Raw genomic sequence first — 26,325 nt, 5'->3', positions numbered from 1 at the left:
TCCATGGTCACCGATGGCCATGCGGCGGGCCGACAGGCCGCCGACGCGCCGTCCGGGCTTGCGCATCCGGCGCATCCCACCGCCCATCTGCTGGAGGTAGTTTTCTCGTGTTGATCACCCGCTCGCGTCTGCACGCGCTCGCCACGCTGACCTCGCTCGCCCTGCTGGCCGCGTGCGGCGGCTCGAATGACACCAAACCGGCGGCGCCCACCGGCTTCTCGGTCACGCCCGGCGACGGCCGCGTCACCATCACCTGGAACGATGATCCGACACTGACCTACTGGGTGTTCAGCGCGCGTGGCGTCGGCGTGGATCACGACAACTTCCGCAAGTTCCCGGACCCGCGGATCACTGTGCCGGTTCGCAGCGGCACGCAGATCATCAGCCTGATCAACGGCGAGACTTATTCTTTCTTCATGAACGCGTCGGAAGGCAACGGGCCCGCCGGCCCGGAAACCGGCACGCTCACCGCGGTGCCGACCATTTCGGGTGCCACCTGGAAGACGGGTAAGGTTGGAAGTGGTGGCAGCACACTGAGGAACCTTGGCGTTGCCTACGGGAATCTGATTGCAGTGGGCGACAGTGGTGCAATCTTCACCTGCACCCTCGGGCCCATGCCTTGCGCCAACTGGGTGCAGAAGTCCGGGACCGACACCAGCGCGACCTATCATGCATCCGCTTTCAGCCCGAACCTGATCAGAACCGTAGTCGTCGGCGCCACAGCCGACGGAAAAGCGAGCATCTGGACCAACACGGCGACGTCGACCGACACCACCCTCACCACTTGGGCGGCAGCGACATCCAATCCGATCAGCGTCCCGCTGCGCGCGGTAACCCTCGGCACCGCAGGCTTTGTGGCCGTGGGCGACAAAGGTCGGGTCGCCACCAGCGCTGATGGACTGACCTGGACCGAGTACAAGCTCAAGGCGCCCGCCAGCGGCAGCACAATCTGGACCGCAGCCACCGCCACCGATTGCACGATTGCCCCGAATTGCACGCTCAACCTCAACTCGATCATTTATTTCAACGGCACATTCTTCGCCACGGGTGAGGACGGCACCCTGGTGACGAGCCCGGATGCGGTCAGCTGGAACAAGCAGACGGTGACGAGCGAGAGCGGCGTGGTGCTGCATGCGATCAACTACAGCAGCACTCTGGCGCGTTATGTACTGGTGGGCGCCGACGCTACCGACACCGCGGGCAGGATCTACACCAGCCCTGATGCTGTGAAATGGACGGAACAGCCGGTACCCGGCCTGCCGGCGCTTAATGTCATCGTGCAAGGGTCCCGCTTTGTTGCCCTGGGTGTGGGCGGCCAGCCTTGGTTCAGCTCCGACGGCATCACATGGAGCAATGCGCTCGATGGCACCTCCGTAACCGGAGCGGGCATCGGGCGTGCGTACAGCGCGATCTGGTCTTACGGTGAATATGTTGCCGTGGGTGCGAACAACAGCATCGAGTGGTCGTATCACCCCGCATTGAAGTGACAGGTGATACGCCAATGAAAAGCCCGCGCACTGCGCGGGCTTTTTGTTTTGGGAAGGCGCCAAAGGCGCCCTCGCTCTTCCAGATCAGACGGCTTCGAACAACCCCGCCGCGCCCATGCCGGTGCCGATGCACATCGTCACCATGCCGAGCTTGGCCTCACCGCGCTTCATCGCCGACATCAGCGTCGCGACGCGGATCGCGCCGGTGGCACCGAGCGGGTGACCCAGCGCGATGGCGCCGCCGAGCGGGTTCACCTTGCCCGGGTCGATGCCCAGGTCGCGGATCACCGCCAGCGCCTGTGCGGCGAAGGCTTCGTTGAGTTCCCACCAGTCGACATCACCCTGCGCCGCGCCAGCGTGCTTGAGCACCTTCGGGATCGCAGCGATCGGGCCGATGCCCATGATTTCCGGCGGCACGCCGGCGACCGAAAAACCGCGGAAGCGCGCGATCGGCTTGGCGCCGGTGCGCTTCACGGCGGCTTCGGACATCAGCAGCACCGCACCGGCGCCGTCCGACATCTGCGAACTGTTGCCGGCGGTGACCGAGCCGCGCGCGGCAAACACGGTCTTGAGCTTGGCGAGGCCTTCGAGCGAGGAATCCGGGCGCGGACCTTCGTCGTTCTCGAACAGGCGCTCGACGACCTTGATGGCGCCGCTCTTGAAGTCCGGCAGATGCTCACGCACTAGGTAGGGCGTGATCTCGTCCTTGAACTTGCCGGCGGCGATCGCGGCGCAGGCCTTCTGGTGCGAGGCCACGGCAAAAGCGTCCTGGTCATCGCGCGACACGCCGTATTTCTGCGCCACCTTCTCGGCGGTGAGGCCCATGCCGAATGCGATGGCGCGGTTCTCGTCGGTGCTGGCGAAGGCCACCGGGTTGATCGAGACCTTGTTGCCCATCATCTGCGGCATCACGGTCATCGATTCGGTGCCGGCACCGATGGCGATGTCGCATTCGCCGATCATGATCTTCATCGCCGCATCCGCCACGGCATTGACGCCGGAGGAACAGAAGCGGTTGATGGTGATGGCGGGCACGGTGTTGGGGAAGCCGGCGAGCAGCGTGCCGATGCGGGCCACGTTCATGCCCTGCTCGGCTTCCGGCATCGCGCAGCCGACCACCACGTCGCCGATCTCGTTGAGATCGAAGGCGGGGACCTGCTTCACGACAGCGGACAGCACATGGGCCAGCATGTCGTCGGGGCGCACGTTCTTGAAGGCGCCGCGGCGCTTGGCCACCGGCGTACGGGTGGCGGCAACGATGTAAACGTCCTGAATCTGACGGGTCATATCTTTTCTCCTGAGCCAGCCGTTCAGTTACGGAGCGGCTTGCCGGTTTCGAGCATGTGCGCGATGCGCTGCTGGGTCTTCTCGGTCTTGAGCAGGTCGACGAACTGGGCGCGCTCGACGTCGAGCAGCCACTTTTCGGAGACCAGCGAGCCGGACTCGATCTCGCCACCGCACAGGGCGACAGCGGCCGAGCGGGCGACCTTGTAGTCGTGCGGGCTGATCATGCCGCCCTCGACCATGTTCACCAGCATCATCTCGAGCGTGGCGATGCCGTTGCGGCCGGCGACCGGAATGCCGGCCGGCGACAGCGCCGGGCGCCATGCCGATTCGTACATCGCCAGCGCGTTCTTGCGCGCCACATGCAGGATTTCGTTGGCGTTGAACACCACCACATCGTCCTGCTTCAACAGGCCCAGCTCCTTCGCGTTCTTCGCGCTCTTGCTGACATTGGCCATCGCAATCGCCATGAACACCGGCTGCAGGATCAGCATCAGGTCGTTGGTCGCAGTGCGAGCGGTCGCTTGCGCGGCGCGGATCGCGAACTCCTTGCAGCCGCCGCCAGCCGGGATCAGGCCGACACCAGCTTCGACGAGGCCGATGTAGCTCTCCAGCGCCACCACGGCACGCGGCGAGTGCATCACGAACTCGCAGCCACCGCCCAGCGCCATGCCGGCCACCGCGGTGATCACAGGCACCTTGGCGTACTTGATCGCCATGGAGGTGGCCTGGAAGTTGGCGACCACCTGTTCGAGCGTGGCGAAGTCGCCCGCTTCGAGCACCGGCTTGATCTGCTGCAGGTTGGCACCCACCGAGAACGGGGGCTTGGGTTGCCAGATCACGAGGCCGTCGTAGTCGCGCTCGGCGCGCTTGATCGCTTCCTGCACGCCGTCGAGCACGTCAGCACCAACCGCGCACATCTTGGACTTGAACGAAAGGACGGGGACGCGCTTGCCGTCCTCGTCACCCGTGGTCCACATGCGCACGCCTTCCGATTCCCAGATCGTCGTGCCGCGCTCTTCGGCCTCACCGAAGACGCGCTCGGGGAAGAGCTGGCGGCTGTACACCGGCAGCATGGAGCGGCCCTGGATCGCCTTGGCAGACGAGGAATACGAGCCGGCGGCTTCATGCACGCCTTCGCGTTCGAACACCCAGGCCGGCAGCGGCGCGCTGGCCATGGCCTTGCCTTCGGCGATGTCGGCAGCGATGGCGTCGGCGATCGCCTTCCAGCCCGCGGCCTGCCAGGTCTCGAAAGGGCCTTGCTGCCAGCCGAAGCCCCAGCGCATCGCGAAGTCGATGTCGCGCGCGTTGTTGGCGATGGTTTCCAGATGCACCGCGACGTAGTGGAAGATGTCGCGGAAGATCGCCCACAGGAACTGCGCCTGCGGGTGCGCCGAGGCACGCAGCTGCGCGAACTTCTCGGCCGGGTTCCGGTTCTTCAGGATCGCGACCACTTCGTCGGCCGGCTTGCCGGTCGAGTCACGATAATCCTGCGCGGCCAGATCCAGCACCTGGATCTGCTTGCCCTGCTTGCGGAAGATGCCCGCCTTGGTCTTCTGGCCCAGCGCGCCCTTGGCGATCAGCGCCTGCAGCCACTGCGGCGCGGCGTAGTACTGCGCCCAGGGGTCGTTCGGCAGGTTGTCGGTCATCGTCTTGATGACGTGCGCCATGGTGTCCAGACCCACGACGTCGGCCGTGCGGTAGGTGGCGGACTTCGGGCGACCGATCAGCGGGCCGGTCAGCGCATCGACCTCGTCAAAGCCCAGACCCATGCGCTGCGTGTGGTGCATGACGGCGAGGATCGAGAACACGCCCACGCGGTTGGCGACGAAGTTCGGCGTATCGATCGCGCGAACGACGCTCTTGCCCAGGGTGGTCGTGAGGAAGGCTTCGAGGTTGTCCAGCAGCGGGGCGTCGGTGCCCTTGCAGGGGATCAACTCCACCAGCGACATGTAGCGCGGCGGGTTGAAGAAGTGCACGCCGCAGAAGCGCGGGCGCAGCGAATCCGGGCAACCCTCGGCGAGCTTGTTGATCGACAGGCCCGAGGTGTTGGTGGCGAAGATCGCGTCGGGGCGGATGTGCGGTGCGACCTTGGCGTACAGGTCCAGCTTCCACTCCATGCGCTCGGCGATGGCTTCGATGATGAGGTCGCACTCGGCGAGCTTGGCGATGTGCTGGTCGTAGTTGGCCGCTTCGATGTACTGCACGCGGTCGGCGGTGGCGAGCGGGCTCGGTTCGAGCTTCTTGAGCCCGTCGAGCGCGCGCTTGACGATGCCGTTGGGGTCGCCTTCCTTGGCCGGAAGATCAAACAGGACGACGGGTACTTCGGCGTTTGCACAGTGCGCCGCGATCTGCGCCCCCATGACCCCCGCGCCGAGCACCGCAACCTTGCGGATGATGAAGTTACTCACGCTAAGACTCCTTGCTGTTGGACAGTTTGCCGACCTCCCCGATCGACCCTGTCATGACAGCCATTCCACCATACGGATGCGTATGGCGCAAGCGCCTTTTCATGACATGACCGCACCAATGCGGCCCGCTCGCTGCCCGTTGATTGGCCCCGGCACGGATGAATGCCCCCTTGCGCCGGCAAGCCTGAAGATCCTGTGTTACCTGCATGCGACGTGGCCCCCACCTCATCGCATTTCCGACGCATCACGCGCCGGAAGGTTTCGCGGGGCTGCGACCGCAGCCCCGCGTGACTACTGCGTCAACGTGCGCCAACCATCAGAACGCGTAGTTGACCTGCATGCCGATGATATCGACCGAGCCGTCGTAATGGCCCTTCAGCACGCCGTTGTTCAGCGGCGCGGTGGTGTTGATGCCGCCCGGGTTGTACTCGGCGTGATAGCTCGCGTCGTTCAATGAGGACGAACTCATGAACAGGTGGCTGTAGCCCAGATCGAACGACACCGCTTCCGACATGCGGTAGTTGGCGCCGAAAGACACCCACGTCCGGTTGCTGTCAGGCAGACGTGGCGTACGGAATTCCGCCTGCACCGGGGTCTGATCGTAGGCCACGCCAGCGCGGAACTTCCAGCTCGCATCGAACTGGTACGAGCCGCCGACCGCAACACGCCAGGTATCACGCCAGTTGTAGTAGCTGCTCGACAACAGGCTGCCATCGTTGCGATAGATGTCCAGCGTCTTGATCGATGACCAGCCGGTCCGGGAGATGTCGCCCTGCAGCGTCCATTTGTCGTCGAGCTTCTGGAACGCAGACACGATGAACGTATCCGGGATCTTCACATCCACGCTGACCGGGCCATCAGACGCACGCTGCGCCAGCCCTGTATCGATCAAGGCGATGCCGAAGGTCGGGCGGGTGATATGCACATCGCCGGTCAGGTGGTGGCTCACCGCAGAACGATAGGCCAAACCGATGCGGGTGCTCGGCGAAGGCTGGAAGGCAAAACCAAGCTGGTAGCCCCAGTCATCGGACTTGCCCTTGACCTGCGAGAAGCCTTCCTTGTCGTTGAGGGTGCCCAGACCTGTGAGCAGCGGGCACAGCGAGGCACCGGCCACGTCGCACACAACGCCGCCAAAGTTCACCGCCTGCGTGAGTTCAGCTTCGAAGTGCTGATACACCGCGCCGATCGAAGCGGAGAAGGTGTCGGTGAACTTGTAGGCGATCGACGGGCTCAGCGCGATCATTTTCAGATCGGACTTGTCGGCGTGGAAGCGGCCACGCCAGCTGTCTTCGTAATCGGTCTTGAGGCCGAAAGGCGCCCCAAGGCTGATGCCGAGCGAGAGATCCTTGTTAAGCCCGAAAGTCATGTGGGTTGCCGGCACGGCGTTCCAGCTGCCGGCGTCGCCCCCATCGCCACCGAGCTTGCCCGCCGAGATGAAGCGTGGCGCGGTGCTGCCTTCGTCGACGAACTTGGCGGTCGGCTTGACCATGTCGAGGCCGAAGGTGATTTGCGTGCGCTTGTCCATGAACGGCATGACTGCCGGATTGAAGAATGCAGTGCTGGCATCTTCGCCGGACGCGGCGGAACCCGCAAAACCGTTGCCGACGCCCTGCCCGCTTTGTTCGAGCAACTGGAAGCCGCTCGCGAATGCACCCGTCGCTGCAGTCACGCCAACGATGCCGGCAATCAACTGCGCCAATTGGGTCTTCTTCATCGTTTCTTCTCCTCTCAGGTTTTTATTGCACCAGCTTAATGCGGTGTTTATTGCATTCAGGGCGATTCGGCAGGGATCTCCCGCTTGTTGCCCTGACTATCAATTGCTACGTAGGTCAGTTGCGCCTCGGTGACCTTGACCACTTCCGGATGCTTGGGATTGCGCTCCGCAAATACATGCACGTCAACGGTAATCGACGTGCGGCCCACCTTCACAACATCAGCATAGAAGCTGAGCAGGTCGCCGACACTCACAGGTTGCTTGAAGATGAAAGAGTTCACCGCAACGGTCGCGACACGGCCGCGGGCGCGCTTGACTGCCGGCACAGAGCCGGCCAAGTCAACGTGCGACATCAGCCAGCCGCCGAAGACGTCGCCATTCCAGTTGACGTCCTTCGGCATGGGGATGATGCGCAGCGCAGGCTGCACGTCGGATGCGAGTGGCGAGAAATCGTCCCCCATATGCGGTATCAGGCTGCCTTGTTCTTCAGGTAGTTCATCGGCCCCCCGCGGAACGGTGCAAAGCCGGTTCCAAAGATCACGCCAGCATCGGCCAGATCAGCGTCGCCGACAACCCCCTGATTGACGCAGCGCTGCGTCGCATCAAGCAATGGCTTCACCAGGCGATCGGCAAGCCCGCTTGGTGCGCTGGCCTGAGACTTCTGCGGCTTGCCATTCACCCAGGTATAGAAACCCTTGCCAGACTTCTTGCCGAGGTTGCCAGCGGCCATCAGTTCGGCGAGTTTCTTCGGCGGCTCGGCCGCACCAGTCAAGCCCTTGCCCGCCGCCATCGCGATATCCAGGCCCACCGTGTCGGCCAGTTCGATCGGTCCCATCGGCATGCCAAAGGCGAGTGCGGCCGCATCGACCGCTTCCGGCGCAATGCCCTCGTCCACGCAACGCATCGCCTCCAGCAGGTACGGGCCAAGCACGGCATTGACGAGGAAGCCCGGGGCGCTCTTCACCGGCAGCGGCAGTTTGTCGATCTTGCGCACGAAGGCAGCGGCCTTCTTCGCAGCGTCGGCATCGGAGTTCTCGGCGGTGACGACTTCTACCAAAGGCATCTTCGGCACCGGGTTGAAGAAGTGGATACCCACCAGGCGCGACGGGTTCCTGAACGTCGCGGCAATGTCTTCGAGCTTCAGCGACGAGGTGTTGGTGGCGATCACCGCGTCGGGTTTGGCGCGTGCTTCGACGTCGGCGAACACCTTCTGCTTGACCTCGAGATTCTCGAAGATCGCCTCGATGATCACGTCGGCCTGCGCCACACCGGCGCCCTGCGGATCGGCGATCAGGCGGTCGAGCGCGAAGCGCACCTGCTTCTTGTCACCGCGGTAACGTTTGGCGTAGAACTCGGCGGCACGCTTGATTGCCGGCGCGATGCGCTCCACCGACTGGTCCTGCAGCGTCACCGTCATGCCCTTGGCCGCGCAGACCGCCGCAATGTCGCCGCCCATCACGCCAGCGCCGATCACATGCACATGCTTGGGCGCGAAATCGGAATCCTTGCCGAAGGCCTTCAGGCGGTCCTGCAGGAAGAAGACGCGGATCAGGTTCTTCGCCGTCGCGGAGCCAAACACCGACTCCAGCGAGGCCGGATCATTGGCCGGCACGGCCAGTGCGTTGCCACCGAACTTCGACCAGATGTCGATGATCGCGTAAGGCGCGGGGTAGTGCTCCGGTCGCGCACGCTTGGCCACCTGCTTCTTCGCGCCATTGGCGACGATGCCCTTGAGCGGGCCCAACATCAGCTTCTGCATGAAGGGCAGTTCGCGGCGCGGGCGGGCAGACAGAACCACCATGCGCGCGGTGTTTTCCATCACCCGTGGCGGCACGCATTCATCAGCCAGCCCCATCTTCCTGGCGCGCTTGGCATCGATGTTCTTGCCGGTCAGCATCATGTCCATCGCAGCAGCCGGGCCGACGACTTCGGGCAGGCGGAGCATGCCGCCCCAGCCCGGTACGATGCCGAGCATGACCTCCGGCAACGCCATCTTGGTCCCCGGCTCATCCACCGCCACGCGATAGCGGCACGCCAGCGCAAGTTCAAGGCCGCCGCCCATGCAGTGACCGCGCACCAGTGCCAAGGTCGGGTACTTGACTGCAGCGAGGCGATTGAACAGATCCCAGCCGCGCTTGACCAGCACCTTGGCGTCGTCAACGGTCGCGATCTTGGTGAACTCTTCGATGTTGGCGCCGGCAATGAAGCCGGCGGCCTTGCCCGAGCGGATCACCAGCCCCTTGGGCGGTTCGCGGTCGAGCTGATCAAGCAGGCCCCCCAGCTCTTCCATCACTTCGCGACCCAGTGTGTTGGCCGAGCCGTCGGCGGCGTCGAGCGTAGCCCAGGCCAGTCCGTCGGCGTCGCGTTGAAGTTGCCAGTGCTTGAACCCCTGCATGATGTCCTCTGCTCCGAAATACCAGGCGACCTCGATCGGTCACCCCTGAATAAAAAGACCGCTGGCGCTGCGCCCCCCAGCGCGTGCGCCAGCGGCACAGGTCATATCTTCTCTTCGAACTGATGTTTGTCCGACACGAAGGCCACCGTCACGCAGCCGGGGCCGGTATGCACGCCGCCGGAAATGCTCATCGGCGCGATGTGGATCGTCACCCCAGCCTTGTCCGCCGCGTCTTTGAGCGCCGGGTAACCGGGCATGTGCTGCACCGCGTCCGGGTTGCCGCCGTATCCGATACACACGGTGGGCGCCAGCAAGCCCGCTTTCACCGCACGCGTCGCGTTGGCGAACATGGTCTCGACCGCGGTATCGAAATGGCGCAGCTTCGCGACCGGGCCGGTCTCGTCGAGATGGCCGCGCAGGATCGGCTTGATGTCGAGCATCGAGCCGAGCATGAAGCTCGCCCAGTTGATGCTCTTGTCGCCGCGTTTCGACGCACGCTTGTAAATGTGGAACAGGTCCGGCGGCACCATGTAGCAATAGGTGTGCGGCACCAGCTCGCGAATCCGCGAATCGATCGACGACGGCGATGCGTCGGCCTTGATCATGCGGATCACTTCCGCCGCGAGCACGGCCTGACCGGTGAAGATGTTGCGGCTGTTGATCACCGCGAGCGCGAAACGGCCATCGATGCCGGCGTCTTTGCGCACCTGCCGGTACTTCGCGATGATGCCGAACGAGGCCTTCATCGCGTTCTCGTAGATGTAGCTGCGCGACTGCGTCACCGTCAGGCAGAAGACGTGGTCGTACTCACGCACCAGCTTGTCGAGGAACAGGCTCTCGATCTGTTCGCTCGAATACGGCGTGGACTCGGCAAAGGTCTCGGTCTTCTGATCCTTGTTTGCCGAGTGGAATTCGATCGTCTGCGCTTCGTCACGACGGTCTTCGAAGGTCTGATCACCAATGCGCAGCGTGATTGGCATCAGTTCGATGCCTTCCTCTTCAAAGAACGAACGCGGCAAATCGCAGGTCGAATCGACCACCAATCCAATCTTCATGCTCCCTGTCTCCCCCTGTTATCGGCCTTGTGGACCGTACTGTTGTGTATGGAGGCGTGAAGGTTACACAGTCTCGACCAGCACCGCACCACCCTGACCACCGCCGATGCAGATGGTTGCCATGGCACGTTTTCCACCGGTGCGGCGCAGTTGATGCAGGGCATGCAGCACGATGCGCGCACCACTGGCCCCGACCGGATGCCCCAGCGCAACCGCACCACCGTCCACATTGAGTTTGTTCTCATCGAGCGCACCGAGTGGTGCATCGAGCCCAAGATGCTCCTTGCAGTAGGCCGCGTCCTTCCAGGCCTCGATGCAGGCCAGCACCTGCGCGGCGAAGGCTTCGTTGATTTCCCAGGTATCGATGTCGCCCAGCCCCAGCCCGTTGCGCTGCAGGATCGGCGTCGACGCATGCACCGGGCCAAGACCCATCTGGTCTGGCGCGAGGCCGGCCCATTGCGTATCGACGATCTTGCCGATCGGCTTCAGCCCATATTTTTGCACCGCCTCTTCAGAGGCGAGGATCAACCAGGCCGCGCCATCGGTGATCTGCGAGCTGTTGCCCGCGGTCACATAACCGTACTTCTTGTCGAAGAAGGGCTTGAGTTTGGCGAGGCCGTCTGCGGTCGAGTCGTGGCGCACACCATCGTCTTCCGCATACACATTGCCCTTCTCGTCGATCAGCGGGACGATCTCCTGCGTGAAGTGGCTGGCCTTCTGGGCCGCCGAAACACGCTGGTGGCTGCGCGCCGCGAATTCATCCATCTTGCGGCGGTTGATGCCGAACTTGAAAGCGATGTTCTCGGCGGTCTGACCCATCAACTGGCCAACGATCGGATCGGTGAGCCCCTTCATCAGACCGATCACCGGTGCCAGGTAGCCCAGCTTGAACTGACGCAGCGCCGCCAGCTTCTGGCCGACGCTCTTGGTCTGGTACCAGCCCGACAGCCAGCGCACCATCGCATCCGAAAACAGCAGCGGCGCGCGCGAAAGCGCATCGACGCCGCCGGCCAGCACCAGTTGCGAGCGGCCAGCGAGGATGTTGTTGATGCCCGAATCGATCGCCTGCATGCCGGAGGCGCAGTTGCGCATCACCGTCCAGCCCGGCACGCCAAGGCCGCACCCCATGCGCAGCGCGACGACGCGACCGATATTCACCTCATCCGGCGAAGGCGAGGCGCATCCCAGGATCACCTCATCGAGCTGATCCGGCCGGAATGGTTGGCGCGCCAGCAGCGCCGCCCCCGCGGCGGTGGCGAGATCGGCTGCCGCAAACGGGCCGGGCACGTTGCGCGACTTCAGGAACGGCGTACGTGCGCCGTCGACGATGTAGATCGCTTGCTTCATGGGTTCCCCTGCTTCGCCGCTGCACCCCCTCCGGCGCAGCGCGGCGGGGCCTACGCCCCGCCTGTTGTCGTGGTCAAACTGCGTGTCAGGCAGCGACGAGCGTCGCCTGTGCCACCGTCTTGTCGGCCGGGCGGATGTGCGACTTCGCATCGCCAATGCCCAGATCGTTCGGGAAGTCGTCGACCCGGATCACCTTGGCGCGCAGCGCGTCGCGGCGCACCAGCAGCTCGGCTTCGTCACGACCGATCACGCCGAGGCTCTGCGCCTGGGCGATCAACTCTTCCGGCGAACGCGCAGTCAGCTTGCCCGCCTTCTGCGCGCCGCGCAGCTTGGCTTCGATCGCTTCAGAACGCACCGCTGCATCGAGCGCCAGTTCGAGCACGCCGATCGGATCTTCTTCATTGCCACGATCGACGAAGGAGCCGGCAACCAGGCGGTCGCGGGTTTCACTCGGCGCGATCAGCAGCGCCGCAACCTGGTGACCCAGACGGTCAGACGGCACGACATACGGACGGCCCAGCGGGAAGATCAGGCGACGCAGCATCGTCGACAGGAAGCGGTTCGGGAAGTTGGAGATCACGCCCTCGAACGCGTTCTGCGCCTTGAACATCGCATCCCAGATCGCCCAGTGCATCAGCGGCGCATCGGCCTGCTGGCGGCCTTCCTGCTCATACCGCTTGAGCGTTGCCGAGCACAGGTACATCTGCGACAGGATGTCGCCCAGACGTGCCGAGAGCTTTTCCTTGCGCTTGAGGTCGCCGCCCATGTAGAGCATCGACACATCGGCGAGGAAGGCGAAGGCAGCCGAGAAGCGGGTGAGCTGCTGGTAGTAGCGCTTGGTTTCCGGCGCTACGTCAGGCGTGGCGTTCCAGTGCGAACCGGTGATGCCGTACACGAAGGCGCGCGCCGCATTGCTGATGGTGAAGCCAATGTGGCTGAACAGCGCATCGTCGAAGACCTTGAGCCCACGCGCGGTGTCGCCGTCCTGCGCGGCCTGCATTTCCTTCAACACATACGGATGGCAGCGGATGGCGCCCTGCCCGAAGATGATCAGGCTGCGCGTCAGGATGTTCGCGCCTTCCACGGTGATGCCGATCGGGATCTGCTGATAGGCACGCGCAAGGAAGTTCTGCGGCCCCATGCAGATGCCCTTGCCGCCGAGGATGTCCATGCCGTCATTGACAACGGTACGAGCACGCTCGGTGACGTGGTACTTGACGATGGCGGAGACCACCGAGGGCTTCTCGCCCAGGTCGATCGCGCCGGCAGTGAAGGTGCGTGCCGCATCGCACATGTAGAGGTTGCCACCGATGCGAGCGAGCGGCTCTTCGATGCCCTCGAACTTGCCAATCGCGGTCTTGAACTGCGCACGCACACGGCTGTAGGCGCCGACCGCACGCGCGGTGAGCTTCATCATGCCGGTGTTTGAACCCGGCAGCGAGATCGAACGACCCGCAGCCAGACACTCCATCAGCATGCGCCAGCCTTGGCCTGCCATCTTCGGGCCGCCGATGATGAAGTCGAGCGGCATGAAGACGTCTTTGCCCCAGTTCGGTCCGTTATGGAACATCGCGTTGAGCGGCTGGTGGCGGCGACCGATGTTCACGCCGGGATGGGTATTGGGTACCAGCGCACAGGTAATGCCAAGGTCTTCGACGTTGCCGAGCAGCTTGTCCGGGTCATACAGGCGGAAAGCGAGACCGAGCACGGTACAGATCGGGCCAAGCGTGATGTAGCGCTTGTCCCAGGTGACGCGCATGCCGAGCACTTCCTTGCCCTGGTACATGCCCTTGCAGATCACGCCACGGTCGGGAATCGAGGCCGCGTCGGAACCGGCCACCGGGCTGGTCAGCGCGAAGGCCGGAATCTCCAGGCCCTTCGCGAGACGCGGCAGGTAGTAGTCCTTCTGCTCCTTGGTACCGTAGTGCAACAGCAGTTCGGCCGGTCCAAGCGAGTTCGGCACCATCACGGACACCGCCGACGCGGACGAACGGGTCGCCAGCTTGGTCACCACTTCGGAGTGCGCGATAGCGGAGAAGCCTTTGCCACCGTACTCCTTCGGAATGATCATGCCGAGGAAGCCCTTGTCCTTGATGTACTGCCAGACGTGCGGCGGCAGGTCGTTGTAGAGATTGGTCGTATCCCAATCGCTGACCATGCGGCACAGCTCTTCCGTTTCGTTCTCGACGAAAGCCTTTTCTTCGGCACTGAGCTTGGCGGCCGGGATCTCCAGCAGACGCTTCCAGTTCGGCCGGCCGGCGAACAACTCGCCGTCCCACCACACCGTGCCGGCCTCAAGCGCCGTCTTTTCCGTATCCGACATCGCCGGCAGGATCTTGCGGTAGAGGCTGAACACCGGCCCCGTCACCAGCGCCCGGCGCAGGGGCTTGAGAATGAACACGCCCAGCAGCACCGCAAACACGCCCACACTGACACCCAGGGTCAGCGCCGACCACCCCGCCACCTGCGACATGCCGACCAGCCATGCCACACCAGCCACCAGCCAGGCAAAAAGAGGCGCCCGCCCAAAAGCGAGCGCGATTGCCATGAGAGGAAGCAAGCAAACTAAGAGCCAAAACATCGCCATCTCCTTAAGCGTTAGGCGCGTGCAGCACCGAAATCCGGGGCCGAAACCCCGCCCCCGACATCCCCCGTCGGAAACTGCACGTGCGGGCTGACCAAATCCGGTAGGGGAGCCCGCAATCCCCCAAGAAGGAAGGACATCAACCGCGGCGCCATGAGCGCCGGGTCGTCATCGAAACGGCCGCTGACGAGTTGCAGCGCATCGATGCCGGAAATGGCATACGACACTGCGCCCATCATGAAATGCAGCCGCCACATGATCTCGGCCAGCGGCACGCCGGGCAGCGCCCGGCGCAACGCATCGGAGTAGCGACTGATGACGTCGCTGAACTCCTCGGCCATGAATTTGCGAATGAACTGGGCCGGCTCGGTGTAAGTACGACCGAGCAAACGCATGAAGGTATGGCCGCCATGGCGCGTGTCGGTCGCCATCGCCAACACCGGGCCAAAGAAGCCCTCAAGGACCTGGCTGGGCTTGAGCGGCGCACCTTGTGCGTCGAGCTCCATGCCGTCGAGCACTTCGAGACGCATCCGATTGAGCTGGGAAAGGCGGCGGTGGAAGACGGCCTGAAACAGCGCCTCCTTCGTACCGAAGTGGTAGTTCACCGCCGCCAGATTCACACCAGCCTGTCCGGTGATCTGGCGCATGGATGTGCCCTCGAAGCCGTACTCGGTGAAGAGCACTTCGGCCACGTCCAGGATGCGCTCACGAGTATCCCCCCCGCTACGCGATTCACCATTCAGAGTTGCCACGGATCCCCCACCCGCAGTTCAAACGTTCGTTTTAATCATACGTCAGATCGAGACCGTGTCAACCAGTTTCCGTACGCAAGCGTATGTGCGGCGCAGCATTGCGACACAAGCGATTCGCCGAACCCGCTGCGGTATCTCGCTGCATGCCGATGTGCGAGCGCACGAGCGGTAGAATGCAGGCATGCGACGCGGACCCAGCCTCCCCCTTCCTGCCCCAGCCAGCGGCGAACGCCACGACTGGGACACCCTGAAATCCCTGTTTCCGTACCTCTGGCGGTATCGCAATCGTGTCGGCCTGGCGATGCTCTGCCTGCTCTCCGCGAAGTTCGCGAATGTGGGGGTGCCGCTGATCTTCAAACAGTTGATCGACGGGCTCACCATCACCCGGGAACAGGCCTTCGTCGTGGTGCCGGCAGCGCTACTGGTCGCGTACGGCGTACTGCGTTTCTCGACTTCAATGTTCACGGAGTTCCGGGAAATCGTCTTCGCCAAGGTGACGCAGGAATCGGTACGACGGATATCGCTGGAGGTCTTCAGACACCTCCATTCGCTGTCACTGCGCTTTCACCTGGACCGTCAGACCGGCGGCCTCACGCGCGACATCGAACGCGGCACACGCTCGATCGGGTCATTGATCAGCTACACGCTGTATTCGATCCTGCCAACCCTGGTCGAGATAACCCTCGTCGTCGGCATCCTGCTCAAGAAATACGAACCGAGTTTCGCGGTGATCACGCTGGCCACGCTATCGCTGTACATCGGATTCACGATCAGCGTCACGAACTGGCGGACCGCCCTGCGCCGCCAGGCCAACGAACTCGACTCGGCAGCCAACGCTCGCGCCGTCGACAGCCTGCTCAACTACGAGACGGTAAAGTACTTCAACAACGAGGCCTTTGAAGCGGGTCGTTATGACGCTCAACTTCAGACCTGGATTGCCGCCCAGTTGCGTAATCAGTACTCGCTGTCAGCGCTCAACCTGGGTCAGGCGCTCATCATTGCCTGTGGCGTCACTGCAATGATGTGGCGGGCCACCGCCGGGGTCGTGAATGGCACGATGACGGTTGGCGATATCGTGCTGGTCAACGCCTTTCTGATTCAGCTGTACATCCCGCTGAACTTCCTTGGCGTGATGTATCGCGAGATTCGCCAGGCCCTGACCGACATTGAACGGATGTTCGGCCTGCTGAAGACGGGGCGCGAGGTCGAAGATCGGCCCGATGCAACAGAACTTCCCGCCGGCGCACTTTCCGTGCGCTTTGACCGCGTCGACTTCCACTACGACCCCAAGCGACAGATTCTTCACGGCGTGAGTTTCGAGGTGCCGGCTGGCAAAACCATCGCGATCGTTGGCCACTCCGGCTCAGGAAAGTCGACCGTCGCCCGCCTGTTGTACCGTTTCTATGATGTCAGCGGCGGTGCGGTATACGTAGGTGATCTCGATACGCGGGCGATCAAGCAGGATGCGCTTCGCCGGGCAATCGGCATCGTCCCCCAGGATACGGTGCTGTTCAACGACACGATCCGCTACAACATCGAGTACGGGCGACCCGGCGCCAGCGAGGAGGAAATCCTGGCCGCGGCACGTGCGGCGCAGCTCCACGACTTCGTCGCGCACCTGCCCGATGGCTATCAGACGCGCGTCGGCGAACGCGGCCTCAAGCTCTCCGGTGGCGAAAAGCAGCGTGTCGCGATTGCGCGCGCACTGTTGAAGAACCCCCCCATCCTCATCTTCGACGAAGCCACATCGGCGCTCGACTCGAAGACCGAGAAAGCCATCCAGTCGCAAATTGAAGCGGCGGCGCGCGGCCGTACTGCGATCGTCATCGCGCACCGGCTATCGACGGTCATGAATGCCGACGAGATCCTGGTGCTGGACGGCGGTCGCATCGTGGAACGGGGCGCCCACGCCAGTTTGTTAAGTCAGAATGGCCCGTATGCCGCCATGTGGGCGCTGCAACAACAAGAGGCCCTTGAGACAAACACGTAAATGAGTCAGGCCTCCAGCAACCGAAGCCAACGCTCTATCGGCAGCCACTGCTGGCGGTCTTTCGCGACACGCGTTTCCGGCACGTCGTAGAGCGTGAGACCGTGCGCAGCGAGTTGCACGTAATTCTGCGTGTCACGAAGGTGCGCCAGAACGGGCAACCCAAGTCCGTCTGTGAATCGCTCAAGCTGTTCTGCTGAGCGCGTGCGCGGATCAATCCGCATCGCGATGACGGCGACCTGAACACCCTTTGCCGCCTTGAGTTCCGCCAGTGTTTGAAGGAATGCACGCGTTGCAAGAATGTCGAATATGGAGGGCTGCAAGGGCACGATCACCGCATGCGCCAGTTTGACCAGACCACGCAGCTTGTCACCATGCAGGCCTGCCGGCGTATCGATCACGGCGTGGGTCGTACCCTTCGGCGGGCGGGCCGGCTGCCCCGGCTCAAGATCCCAGCCCGCAATCCGGGGCAGACCGACGGGGCGCAGGGACAACCACATTCGGGCCGATTGTTGGCGATCAACATCCCCCAGCATCACCCGTGTCGAAGCATCCGACGCGCCCCGCCAGGCAAGGTGCCCCGCCAGATTGGTGGAAAGCGTGCTCTTGCCAACCCCGCCCTTGGGGTTCGCAACCATGATTACGCGCATCTGCCCAAACCTCAGAATGACTTGGCTGGCGACATCTTAGCCTGAACGCGACAGTCACTTTAGCCGCGCTCTTCATGCACGACGGGCAAAAAAAAACGCCGCTTCCGCGGCGTTATACGTTTCGAGAGAAACGTCAGAGCAGTCTGTAAATCCTTAAGCCCTGCGCGAGAACCGCGCAGCGGCCGCCAAGCCAAGCCCCACCAGCAGCAGCGATGCAGGCTCCGGCACCTTGCCCGGAACATCAGCCGCGATGGACTTGAGCTTGATGGCATCGTTTCTAAAACTATCAAAGCCGGTCGTGCTTCCGCCTACAAGCGGATTAAACGCACCAATAAGCCAGTAGCTGGAGCTGACGTTGCCACCATTGATACCGGTAACAGCATTCAAGGCGACATCGGCGTAGTGCCCAATCAGCGACCAGCCGGAATTCGTCAGATCACTGTACTTCTTGCCCGCAAGCGTCGCAGAGCAGGTGCTGGTAGCAACGCATGTTCCCGTCCCGGTATACGCCAGTACAGTCATGTCGGAGTCGGTACCCTTCCAGCCGATGCTCAGACTGTTGAGCTTAACGGACGTTCCGAAATTCAACAGCACCGAGTCATAACGCTGATCGTTGTCGATAGCATGCTCAGGAGCCGAAGAATAGAGATCGCCGACGTCACATGATGAACCGGAGGAACATCCATCCTTGTTGTGCTCACCGATGCCACCGCTATACACGCCCATATAGCCGGTTTCAAGCGTGTAAAGATCCGAATTGGCGCCCGAACCATTGGTGTTGGAGTACATCGTCGCAGTGACGGTTGGCCCAGCGCTCGTGACAGTGCACGACGACGTAGTGGAGTTTGGCACCGAGCACTTGCCGCTACCCGAATCAAACGCCCAGCTATACGCTGCAGCGGCGGGCATGCTTGCCGACAACAGCAGCGAAGCCAACAAAACGAGTTTTCTGGTTTGAGTCATGACAAGCCCTGTCTCTTTCTAATCCGGTTTACCGGCGCTCTAGCCCAATAAAAGCAAACCTCGGGCCAGAACGCAAAACCCTTGCAAACAGAGGCCTGCGCGCCGATGCGTACACAAGCCCAATGCGTGGCGTAAAAACCGCCGACATCACAATCCAAGCTCCGTCGCCAACTTTCGTGCCTCGGCGGGCATGCCGTCGCGGCCAAGCTCTGGCTTGACCGGCGCCAATTCCTCGCGCGCCTCTTTCTTCCGTCCCTGCTGGTTCAATACCCATGCCAAGTGGAATCGGACCTCCGCGTCGCGAGGGCTGCGCAAGCGAGCATCCCGGAGGTATCCAAGCCCCCGTTCGCCCTGTCCGTTTCGGGCCAGAATCCATCCATAGGTGTCGATCATGCGGGGGTCGTTTGGCGCGCTGCGATACGCCCGTTCAGCTGCACCAACGGCATTGTTGTCCCCGAGGTCCATCAAGACCAGTGCGTAGTTGTTCAGCAACGCAGGTGACGGCGCGGTCTGGATCAGTTTTTCCAGACTGATGCGCGCGGCCTTGAGATCTCCAGCGCGAATCTGACCTTCTGCGATCGCCGTTGCGATTCGAAGGTCGGTCGGCGCTTTGCCTGTACGCTGGAACTCGGAGAGCAGGACTACGCCGCGTTGCGGCTCGTTGGCGGCGAGGTGCGCACGAAAGGCGCGCAGGGCGTTGTCAACGGTCGGCTCCCGTTCGAAGCCGTTGCGGTGCAAGGCCAGACCGTTCGCCATCTGACCGCGCGTCAGTGCAATGTCGCCAAGGAGCTGGTAGCCCGCCGCGCGATTCGGGAATCGCTCGACGAGCGCTTTGCCCAATCGCTCGGCCTGCGCCGGGTCGTTATTCCGCAAGGCAATCTCCGCCTGCAACTCGAGCGCCGGATAGGCATCGGGCTGCACTACCAGCGCCTTGTCAACGGTGAAGCTGGCCCCCTGAAGATGCCCTGCCGCAATCTGCATCCGTGCAACCTGCACCAACGCGTCGGGGTCCGATTCCAGACGTTTGCGTGCATCGACAAGTGTTTCCCGTGCGCGGGTCAGATCACCACTGGCGAGTTGCGCACGCGCCAGCGCGAGCAGGATAGACAGATCAGACGGCATTGCCGCCGCTGCCCCGCGGGCGATTTTGACTGCCGCCGCCGTATCGCCACGGGACAGCGCGTCGTCAATCAGAATCAAAGGTGCGCGGGGGTGGCGTGGCGCAACCGCCATTGCCTTCTCAAGCCCCTTACGCGCCGCTTCAGCCTTTCCTTCGCGACGGTCCAGCGCCGCCAGATCGATCAACGCATCGGGGTTGTCCGGCGCACTCTTCAGCAGTTCCTGCAGGCGCGCGCGGGCCGCATCTGATCGTCCTTCCGCGACATCGAGTCGCGCCAGATTCAGCTGAGCCGGGGCAAAGCGTGCATCGACGGCAAGCGCCGCCTCGTAGGCCTTGCGCCCACCGATCTTGTCGCCGGAACGCACCCGAGCCAGCCCGAGGAGGTTGAGGGCGACCGGACTGCGGGGATTCGCAGCATAGACACGTTCAAGCACTTCCAGCGCGGGCTTGACCTCGCCCCGCTGCAGCAGCAGCACACCGAGCGACGCGCCGACAGCCTGGTCGCCAGGGTTCGCGTCAAACGCCAGCTTCAATTGCTGGGCCGCCGTTGCATCCAGGCCCTGCCCCGCCAGCGAGGCCCCAAAGGTCGCGCGCATTGCCGGATCGGCGACGCCCTGTACGACGGCACGTTCAAGCAGTGACGAGGCCTTCGAGTAGCGCTTCTGGACCAGATACGCGGAACCGAGCAGCGTCATCGCCTGCGCGTCGCCCGGAAAACGGCGCAGATACTCCTCAAGCAGGTTCGCTGCGCGCACCGGATCGCCGTCGTTCAGGTACGACGAAGCAAGCAGCCGTGTCGCACCCGGGTGATAGGGCTGCAGGCGCAGGAAGGCCTCGAAGCTGGCGCGCGCCTTTTCCTGGTTGTGCAAGCTGTAATGCGCCATCGCACCAATCAGCAGGATGCTGGCACGCCGGACGCGAACTTCCTGAGGCATCGAGTCGATCGCCTTAACCACTTCGGCCATTTCGCGCGCGACCGCCTCCGTGTCACCCTTTCTCGCCGCGAGTACGCCGCGACGATAGGCGGCACGCGGGTCACCTGGCGCAAATTCTTTCAACGCATCGAGATCGCGCGCAGCGTCCGCGTCGCGATCCATATCGATGAAGATGTCGACCCGCGCCAACCGCGCATCGGTTTGCCTCGGATCGAGCGTCAAGGCGCGACCAAAGGCATCGAGGGCTGATTGCTTCTGGCGCTGCGCGGCGAGCGCTGCACCGCGTCCGGCCCACGCCTCGGGGCGATCCGGGGCAAGCGTGACGGCCTGCTGTGACAGCTCCACAGCGCGCGCAACATTGCCCAGACGCAAGGCCTGAGACGCCTCAGCCATGATCAGTGTTGCCGCACGCGGATCGATCGCGCGGGCTTCGTCGAAGGATTTGCGGGCTGCAACCGCGTCGTTCATTTCACCTTGCGCGCTGCCGCGCACGATCAACAACTCCTGCCTCACAGTCGGCGGCAATGTCGTCGGAACGTTTCGAGCGATCAGATCAGCAAAGCGCCCCTGTGCGTAGAGTGCCTGGGCCAATGGCAATTCCACTTCAGCGGGGTCAACGCCGAGCTCCAGCGCAATTTTGAACTCGGCTTCCGCGCCGATCGAATCGCCTACCGACAGCAGCGAACGCCCAAGCAGCACGTGCGCTGCGAGCATCTTGCGATCCTGCTGCAATGCATTCTTGAGCTGAATCACCGCTCCGGTGTAGTCGCGGCGCTCGTAACGCGCCAGCGCGTCTTCGTAGAACCGCGACGCCTTCGCGGTGTCCGCGGCAATAGCCAGGCCGGGCAGCAGCGCCGAGAGCGCAAGCACCATCTGGATGAAGAGAAGTCTGAAGCCTTTGAGCCGCAAGGGAGTCTGGAATCGTATTGGTAGAAGCCGCGCCGCGAGTATAGGAAGGGATGCGCCGGTACGCTCGTGACATCTGTCCGGCCGGCCGCGTGTTATTTGACAAAAATCGCGAAAACCGCCAGAAGCACTCCGACCTCGCCGCGGATTATCGCCGACGGGACTTGCCGGCGCGTGACAGCTGGATGAGTATCGGCATGCCCGAAGCCGGTGCGCCTGCACAGCGATGGCCCCCTGAGCGCCGGCCCGGCGACTGCGGTGACGCGAATCGCGGAGTTCCCGCGCCATCGGGACAGGGCAACCAAACGCAATGGCAATCAGGTTTGCTGTTACGCACGCCTGCGGTTCGTGTTTCTACGAATAGGCGGTTTTCGGCAATTGGTACATTTTTCGCTGGCATTGGCCGGACATTCGGCCCGGTGCTGGTTTCACGCCATCATCGGTGTTCAATCCATCTGGAGGCTTCACACATGATCATCCGCACCGCACTCATTGCCGCCTTGCTGAGCGCACTGGTCCCGGGCCAGGTACAAGCCCAGGCACTTGACGGCACGCTCAAGAAGATCAAGGACAGTGGCGCGATCACGCTTGGCATTCGCGAATCGTCGATCCCGCTCTCTTACCTCGATGCAAGCCAGAAACCGGTCGGCTACCACATCGACATCTGCAACCGTATCGTCGATGTGATCAAGCAGAAGCTGGCGCTCCCGAACCTCAAGGTGAACACCCAGCCGGTCACGTCGCAGAACCGCATTCCGCTGGTCACGAACGGCACGGTTGATCTCGAGTGTGGTTCGACGACGAACAATGCTGCGCGCCAGAACCAGGTCGCCTTCGCGCCGACGACCTATGTCACGACGGTGCGCATGGCTGTGAAGAAGGCTTCCGGCATCACCAGCCTGTCGCAGCTTGATGGCAAGCCGGTGGCCACGACGACCGGCACGACCTCGGTGCAACTGATCCGTGCGCACGAAAAAGGCAAAGGCGTGAACTTCAAGGAGGTGTACGGCAAGGATCACGCCGATTCCTTCCTGATGCTTTCGTCGGATCGCGCCGTTGCGTTCGTGATGGACGACAACCTGCTCGCGGGCCTGATCGCAACGGCCCAGAACCCGGGCGATTTCGCCGTGGTCGGCGAAGCGCTCTCGGTCGAACCGATCGCCATCATGTTCCGCAAGGACGACCCGCAGTTCAAAGGTTTGGTGCATGCCACCGTGCGTGATCTGATCAAGACCGGCGAGGTCGCCAAGCTGTACACGAAGTGGTTCACCCAGCCGATCCCGCCGAAGAACGCCAACCTGAACCTGCCGATGAGCGACGCGCTCAAGGGCGCACTGCAGACGCCTAACGACGCGCCGGCCGAGCAGTACAACAAGAAGTAAGCATCTCCGAAGACGCATGCGGCACCCTTGCGACAGGGGTGCCGCGTTTTCGGCCGCTATTGCCGCATTCACATACAGGTAGCCCGCTGCAATGAATTACCACTGGAACTGGGGCGTCTATCTCGAACAGGTCAGCGCAGGCGATGAGACCTACCTCGACTGGATCATCTCCGCGCTCGGCTGGACGGTCGCCGTGTCGATGTCCGCCTGGGTCATCGCGCTGGTGCTCGGTGCCATCGTCGGCACCTTGCGCACGACCCCCAACCGCTGGCTGGTGATGCTCGGCAACGCCTGGGTCGAGTTCTTCCGCAACGTGCCGTTGCTGGTCCAGCTGTTCCTGTGGTTCTTCGTGGTGCCTGAGTTCCTGCCCGCCAAGCTTTCGATGTGGGTGAAGCAGGACATGCCGGCCAAGGAATTCTTTACCGCCACGATCTGCCTCGGCCTGTTCACCTCGGCGCGTGTCGCCGAGCAGGTGCGCGCCGGCATCCAGAGCCTGCCGCGCGGGCAGAAGATGGCAGGCCTCGCGATGGGGTTCACGCTGGCACAGACCTATCGCTACGTGATCCTGCCGATGGCCTTCCGCATCGTGATCCCGCCGCTCACCTCCGAGTTCATGAACATCATCAAGAACTCAGCCGTCGCCTTCGCAATCGGACTGATGGAACTGACCTTCATTTCGCGCCAGATGATCGAGGAATCCGGCCAGGTATTCGAAAGCCTGCTCGCCGCAACCGTTCTGTACACGATCTGCGCCTTTGCAGCGAACCGCGTGATGGCCTTCATCGAGAAACGTACCCGCGTACCCGGCTACATTGCCGGTGCGAAGTGAGGGGCTAACGATGCTCGGTCAACTCGATTTCTCCATCGTCGCGCCCGGCCTGCCCTTCATCTGGATCGGCCTGCTCTTCAGCCTGAAACTCACGCTCGTGGCGATGAGCGGCGGCATCGTGCTCGGCACGCTGCTGGCACTGGCACGCATTTCCGGCGGCCCGGCGCTCGCCGCAGCCTCGACGATCTACGTAAACACCATGCGTTCGATCCCGCTGCTGATGGTGATCCTGTGGTTCTTCTTCCTGATTCCGCTCTTCACCGGCGCACCGATGGGCGCGGAAAACTCGGCACTGATCACCTTCACGGCGTTCGAGGCAGCCTACTACTCCGAGATCATGCGTGCCGGTATCCAGAGCGTGCCGAGAGGCCAGGTCAATGCGGGTTTCGCGCTCGGCATGACCTACTGGCAGGCGATGAAGCTGGTGGTACTGCCACAGGCCTTCCGCAACATGCTGCCGGTGCTGCTGACGCAGACCATCATCCTGTTCCAGGACACCTCGCTGGTGTACGCAATCGGCGCCAAGGATCTCCTGAAGGCCGCCGAAATCACCGGCAAGAACTACAACCGCCCGGTCGAGATGTACCTGTTCGTCTCGTTCGTCTATTTCGCGATCTGCTTCGGTCTGTCGACGCTGGTCAAGCATCTGCAGAAGCGCATCGCCATCATTCGCTAACGGACTGTCTCCATGTCGATGATCGAAATCCGCAACATATCCAAGTGGTACGGCCAGTTCCAGGTGCTCACCGACTGCAGCACCCAGGTGGACAAGGGCGAGGTGGTGGTGGTGTGCGGCCCCTCCGGCTCGGGCAAGTCGACGCTGATCAAGTGCGTGAACGGCTTGGAACCCTTCCAGAAAGGAGACGTCATCGTCGACGGCTTCTCGGTCGGCGCCGCGAAGACCGATCTGCCCAAGCTGCGTGCGCGCGTCGGCATGGTGTTCCAGCATTTCGAGCTGTTCCCGCACATGAGCATCATCGAAAACCTGAGTATTGCGCAGACCAAGGTGCTCGGCCGCACCCACGAAGAGGCGCGCGACAAGGCGCTCAAGCTGCTCGACCGTGTCGGCCTCAAGGCCCATGCCAGCAAGTTCCCCGGCGAGATGTCGGGCGGCCAGCAGCAACGCGTCGCAATCGCGCGTGCGCTGGCGATGGACCCGATCTGCATGCTCTTCGACGAACCCACTTCGGCACTCGATCCGGAGATGATCAACGAGGTACTCGACGTGATGGTCGAGCTAGCCAAGGAAGGCATGACGATGATGGTTGTCACCCATGAAATGGGCTTTGCGCGCAAAGTCGCCCACCGCGTGATCTTCATGGACGCCGGCCAGATCGTCGAGGACGCCGCGAAGGAAGACTTCTTCGGCAAACCGCGCTCGGAACGCGCCCAGCACTTCCTGTCGAAGATCCTGCAGCACTGATCCCGACGCCGCAGCCGGCGCACACAGCCCGCGACATGCGGGCTGTTGCGTTTCCAGCGCAGCGCATGGCTCGCGCTATCCTTGCGGCTTCACGATGGCTGGAACGCTCACGATGCCCAACCTGCTTCTCGTCGCGACCGGCGGCACCATCGCCGGCAGCGCTGCCGAATCGACCGACACCTCGCGCTACCGCGCCGGTGCGTTGAGCGCTGACACCCTGCTCGCGGCCCTGCCGGAAGCGGCCGCGCTCGGCCACATCTCCGCCGAGCAAGTCTTCGCGCTCGACAGCAAGGATATGCAGCCGCAACACTGGCTCACGCTCGCCACGCTGCTACGCGATCGCATCGCGAAGCCCGAAATCGACGGCATCGTCATCACCCACGGCACCGACACGCTGGAAGAAACCGCGTTCTTCCTGCACCTGACCCTGCCGCGCGACAAACCCGTGGTACTGACCGCCGCGATGCGCCCCGCCACCGCGCGCTCGGCAGATGGTCCGATGAACCTCTTGCAGGCCTTCGCCTGCGCCGGAATGCCGGCCGCGGCGCGCCTCGGCCCGCTGGTCGTGGCGGGCGACCGGATCTGGCGCGCGCGCGATTGCACCAAGCGCCACACCCATGCGCCGGACGCACTCGGCGGCATCGACGCGGGGCCGGTCGGCATTGCACTAGGCACACAGATCCGGCTTGACGCCAGCAGCGAAAACGCTGCGCCGGGCTTCACCGCTGCGCTGCCAGACAGCCTGCCGCGGGTTGACGTACTGCTTGGCTATGCCGGCGCGCCGGCCGACCAGATCGAAGCGAGCCTCGCCCACGGTGCCGCCGGTCTGGTGCTCGCGCTCGCTGGCCACGGCAGCGTGCCGGAAACCTGGCTACCCGCGATCGCTGCCGCCACCGCGCGCGGGATTCCGGTGGTGCGCGCGAGCCGGGTCGCCAGCGGTGGCGTGATGCCGCAGGGCAACTTCGACGATGCCGAGCACGGTACGCTCGCCTGCGGACGCCTGACGCCGTGGCAAGCGCGGGTAACGCTGATGCTGGCGCTCGCCGGGGGTGCTGACCACGCAGCACAGCAGGCGGCCCTGCTGAACGCCTGAGCCCCAGT

General features: G+C 63.3%; 19 protein-coding genes. 7 read left to right on the top strand and 12 right to left on the bottom strand.

Going from position 1 to position 26,325, the window contains the following annotated elements; translation table 11 throughout:
• The first annotated feature begins 107 nt into the window (after positions 1-107).
• A complete protein-coding gene (locus GGR36_RS18980; RefSeq protein WP_183636617.1) occupies positions 108-1,487 on the top strand; it encodes a hypothetical protein in 1,380 nt (459 codons plus the stop codon).
• An 84-nt stretch (positions 1,488-1,571) separates the two neighbouring features.
• Here GGR36_RS18980 and GGR36_RS18975 read toward each other — a convergent pair whose 3' ends face one another.
• The 9 genes from GGR36_RS18975 to GGR36_RS18935 form a co-directional block, all read right to left on the bottom strand.
• Positions 1,572-2,774 (bottom strand): acetyl-CoA C-acyltransferase, encoded by a 1,203-nt coding sequence (locus GGR36_RS18975; protein ID WP_183636614.1) that lies wholly within the window; start codon positions 2,772-2,774, stop codon positions 1,572-1,574.
• Positions 2,775-2,797: 23 nt separating this feature from the next.
• Positions 2,798-5,182 carry a 3-hydroxyacyl-CoA dehydrogenase NAD-binding domain-containing protein gene (locus GGR36_RS18970; protein WP_183636611.1) on the bottom strand — a complete coding sequence of 795 codons (2,385 nt, stop codon included), beginning with the start codon at positions 5,180-5,182 and terminating at the stop codon, positions 2,798-2,800.
• A 316-nt stretch (positions 5,183-5,498) separates the two neighbouring features.
• Positions 5,499-6,896 (bottom strand): OmpP1/FadL family transporter, encoded by a 1,398-nt coding sequence (locus tag GGR36_RS18965; protein WP_183636607.1) that lies wholly within the window; start codon positions 6,894-6,896, stop codon positions 5,499-5,501.
• A 56-nt stretch (positions 6,897-6,952) separates the two neighbouring features.
• Positions 6,953-7,357 carry an acyl-CoA thioesterase gene (locus GGR36_RS18960; RefSeq protein WP_183636604.1) on the bottom strand — a complete coding sequence of 135 codons (405 nt, stop codon included), beginning with the start codon at positions 7,355-7,357 and terminating at the stop codon, positions 6,953-6,955.
• 8 nt (positions 7,358-7,365) lie between these two features.
• Entirely contained in the window at positions 7,366-9,291 is a 1,926-nt protein-coding gene (locus GGR36_RS18955) for a 3-hydroxyacyl-CoA dehydrogenase NAD-binding domain-containing protein (protein ID WP_183636601.1), read from the bottom strand.
• 101 nt (positions 9,292-9,392) lie between these two features.
• Positions 9,393-10,346 carry a DegV family protein gene (locus tag GGR36_RS18950; protein ID WP_183636598.1) on the bottom strand — a complete coding sequence of 318 codons (954 nt, stop codon included), beginning with the start codon at positions 10,344-10,346 and terminating at the stop codon, positions 9,393-9,395.
• Between the two features lie 63 nt (positions 10,347-10,409).
• Positions 10,410-11,693, bottom strand: a complete 1,284-nt coding sequence (locus GGR36_RS18945; protein WP_183636595.1) for an acetyl-CoA C-acetyltransferase — start codon at positions 11,691-11,693, stop codon at positions 10,410-10,412.
• 85 nt (positions 11,694-11,778) lie between these two features.
• Positions 11,779-14,274 carry an acyl-CoA dehydrogenase gene (locus tag GGR36_RS18940; protein ID WP_183636592.1) on the bottom strand — a complete coding sequence of 832 codons (2,496 nt, stop codon included), beginning with the start codon at positions 14,272-14,274 and terminating at the stop codon, positions 11,779-11,781.
• A 17-nt stretch (positions 14,275-14,291) separates the two neighbouring features.
• Positions 14,292-14,969, bottom strand: coding sequence for a TetR/AcrR family transcriptional regulator (locus GGR36_RS18935; RefSeq protein ID WP_338086719.1), 678 nt, complete (start codon positions 14,967-14,969; stop codon positions 14,292-14,294).
• Between the two features lie 241 nt (positions 14,970-15,210).
• Here GGR36_RS18935 and GGR36_RS18930 point away from each other — a divergent pair, with 241 nt between their 5' ends.
• Complete coding sequence (locus GGR36_RS18930) at positions 15,211-17,019, top strand: ABCB family ABC transporter ATP-binding protein/permease (RefSeq protein WP_183636587.1); 1,809 nt, start codon at positions 15,211-15,213, stop codon at positions 17,017-17,019.
• A 5-nt stretch (positions 17,020-17,024) separates the two neighbouring features.
• On the opposite strand, the gene GGR36_RS18925 is transcribed toward GGR36_RS18930, so the two are convergent.
• From GGR36_RS18925 to prsT, 3 genes are all read right to left on the bottom strand, one after another.
• A complete protein-coding gene (locus GGR36_RS18925; protein ID WP_183636584.1) occupies positions 17,025-17,666 on the bottom strand; it encodes a ParA family protein in 642 nt (213 codons plus the stop codon).
• Positions 17,667-17,819: 153 nt separating this feature from the next.
• A complete protein-coding gene (gene xdp1 / locus GGR36_RS18920) occupies positions 17,820-18,629 on the bottom strand; it encodes an exosortase-dependent surface protein XDP1 (protein WP_183636581.1) in 810 nt (269 codons plus the stop codon).
• A 147-nt stretch (positions 18,630-18,776) separates the two neighbouring features.
• Positions 18,777-21,593 carry an XrtA/PEP-CTERM system TPR-repeat protein PrsT gene (gene prsT / locus GGR36_RS18915; protein ID WP_207064506.1) on the bottom strand — a complete coding sequence of 939 codons (2,817 nt, stop codon included), beginning with the start codon at positions 21,591-21,593 and terminating at the stop codon, positions 18,777-18,779.
• A 467-nt stretch (positions 21,594-22,060) separates the two neighbouring features.
• On the opposite strand from prsT, the gene GGR36_RS18910 reads away from it, so the two are divergent.
• From GGR36_RS18910 to GGR36_RS18890, 5 genes are all read left to right on the top strand, one after another.
• Positions 22,061-22,972, top strand: a complete 912-nt coding sequence (locus GGR36_RS18910; RefSeq protein ID WP_183636574.1) for a transporter substrate-binding domain-containing protein — start codon at positions 22,061-22,063, stop codon at positions 22,970-22,972.
• 91 nt (positions 22,973-23,063) lie between these two features.
• Positions 23,064-23,801, top strand: coding sequence for an amino acid ABC transporter permease (locus GGR36_RS18905; RefSeq protein WP_183636571.1), 738 nt, complete (start codon positions 23,064-23,066; stop codon positions 23,799-23,801).
• A gap of 10 nt (positions 23,802-23,811) precedes the next feature.
• Positions 23,812-24,477 (top strand): amino acid ABC transporter permease, encoded by a 666-nt coding sequence (locus GGR36_RS18900; protein WP_183636566.1) that lies wholly within the window; start codon positions 23,812-23,814, stop codon positions 24,475-24,477.
• Between the two features lie 18 nt (positions 24,478-24,495).
• On the top strand, positions 24,496-25,224 hold the full coding sequence (locus tag GGR36_RS18895) for an amino acid ABC transporter ATP-binding protein (protein ID WP_183637294.1): 729 nt from the start codon (positions 24,496-24,498) through the stop codon (positions 25,222-25,224).
• A gap of 112 nt (positions 25,225-25,336) precedes the next feature.
• Positions 25,337-26,317, top strand: coding sequence for an asparaginase (locus GGR36_RS18890; protein ID WP_183636563.1), 981 nt, complete (start codon positions 25,337-25,339; stop codon positions 26,315-26,317).
• The last annotated feature ends 8 nt before the right edge of the window (positions 26,318-26,325 follow it).

Source organism: Niveibacterium umoris (assembly GCF_014197015.1).
GTDB classification, from domain to species: domain Bacteria; phylum Pseudomonadota; class Gammaproteobacteria; order Burkholderiales; family Rhodocyclaceae; genus Niveibacterium; species Niveibacterium umoris.
This window is presented reverse-complemented; position numbering and strand designations above follow the sequence as displayed.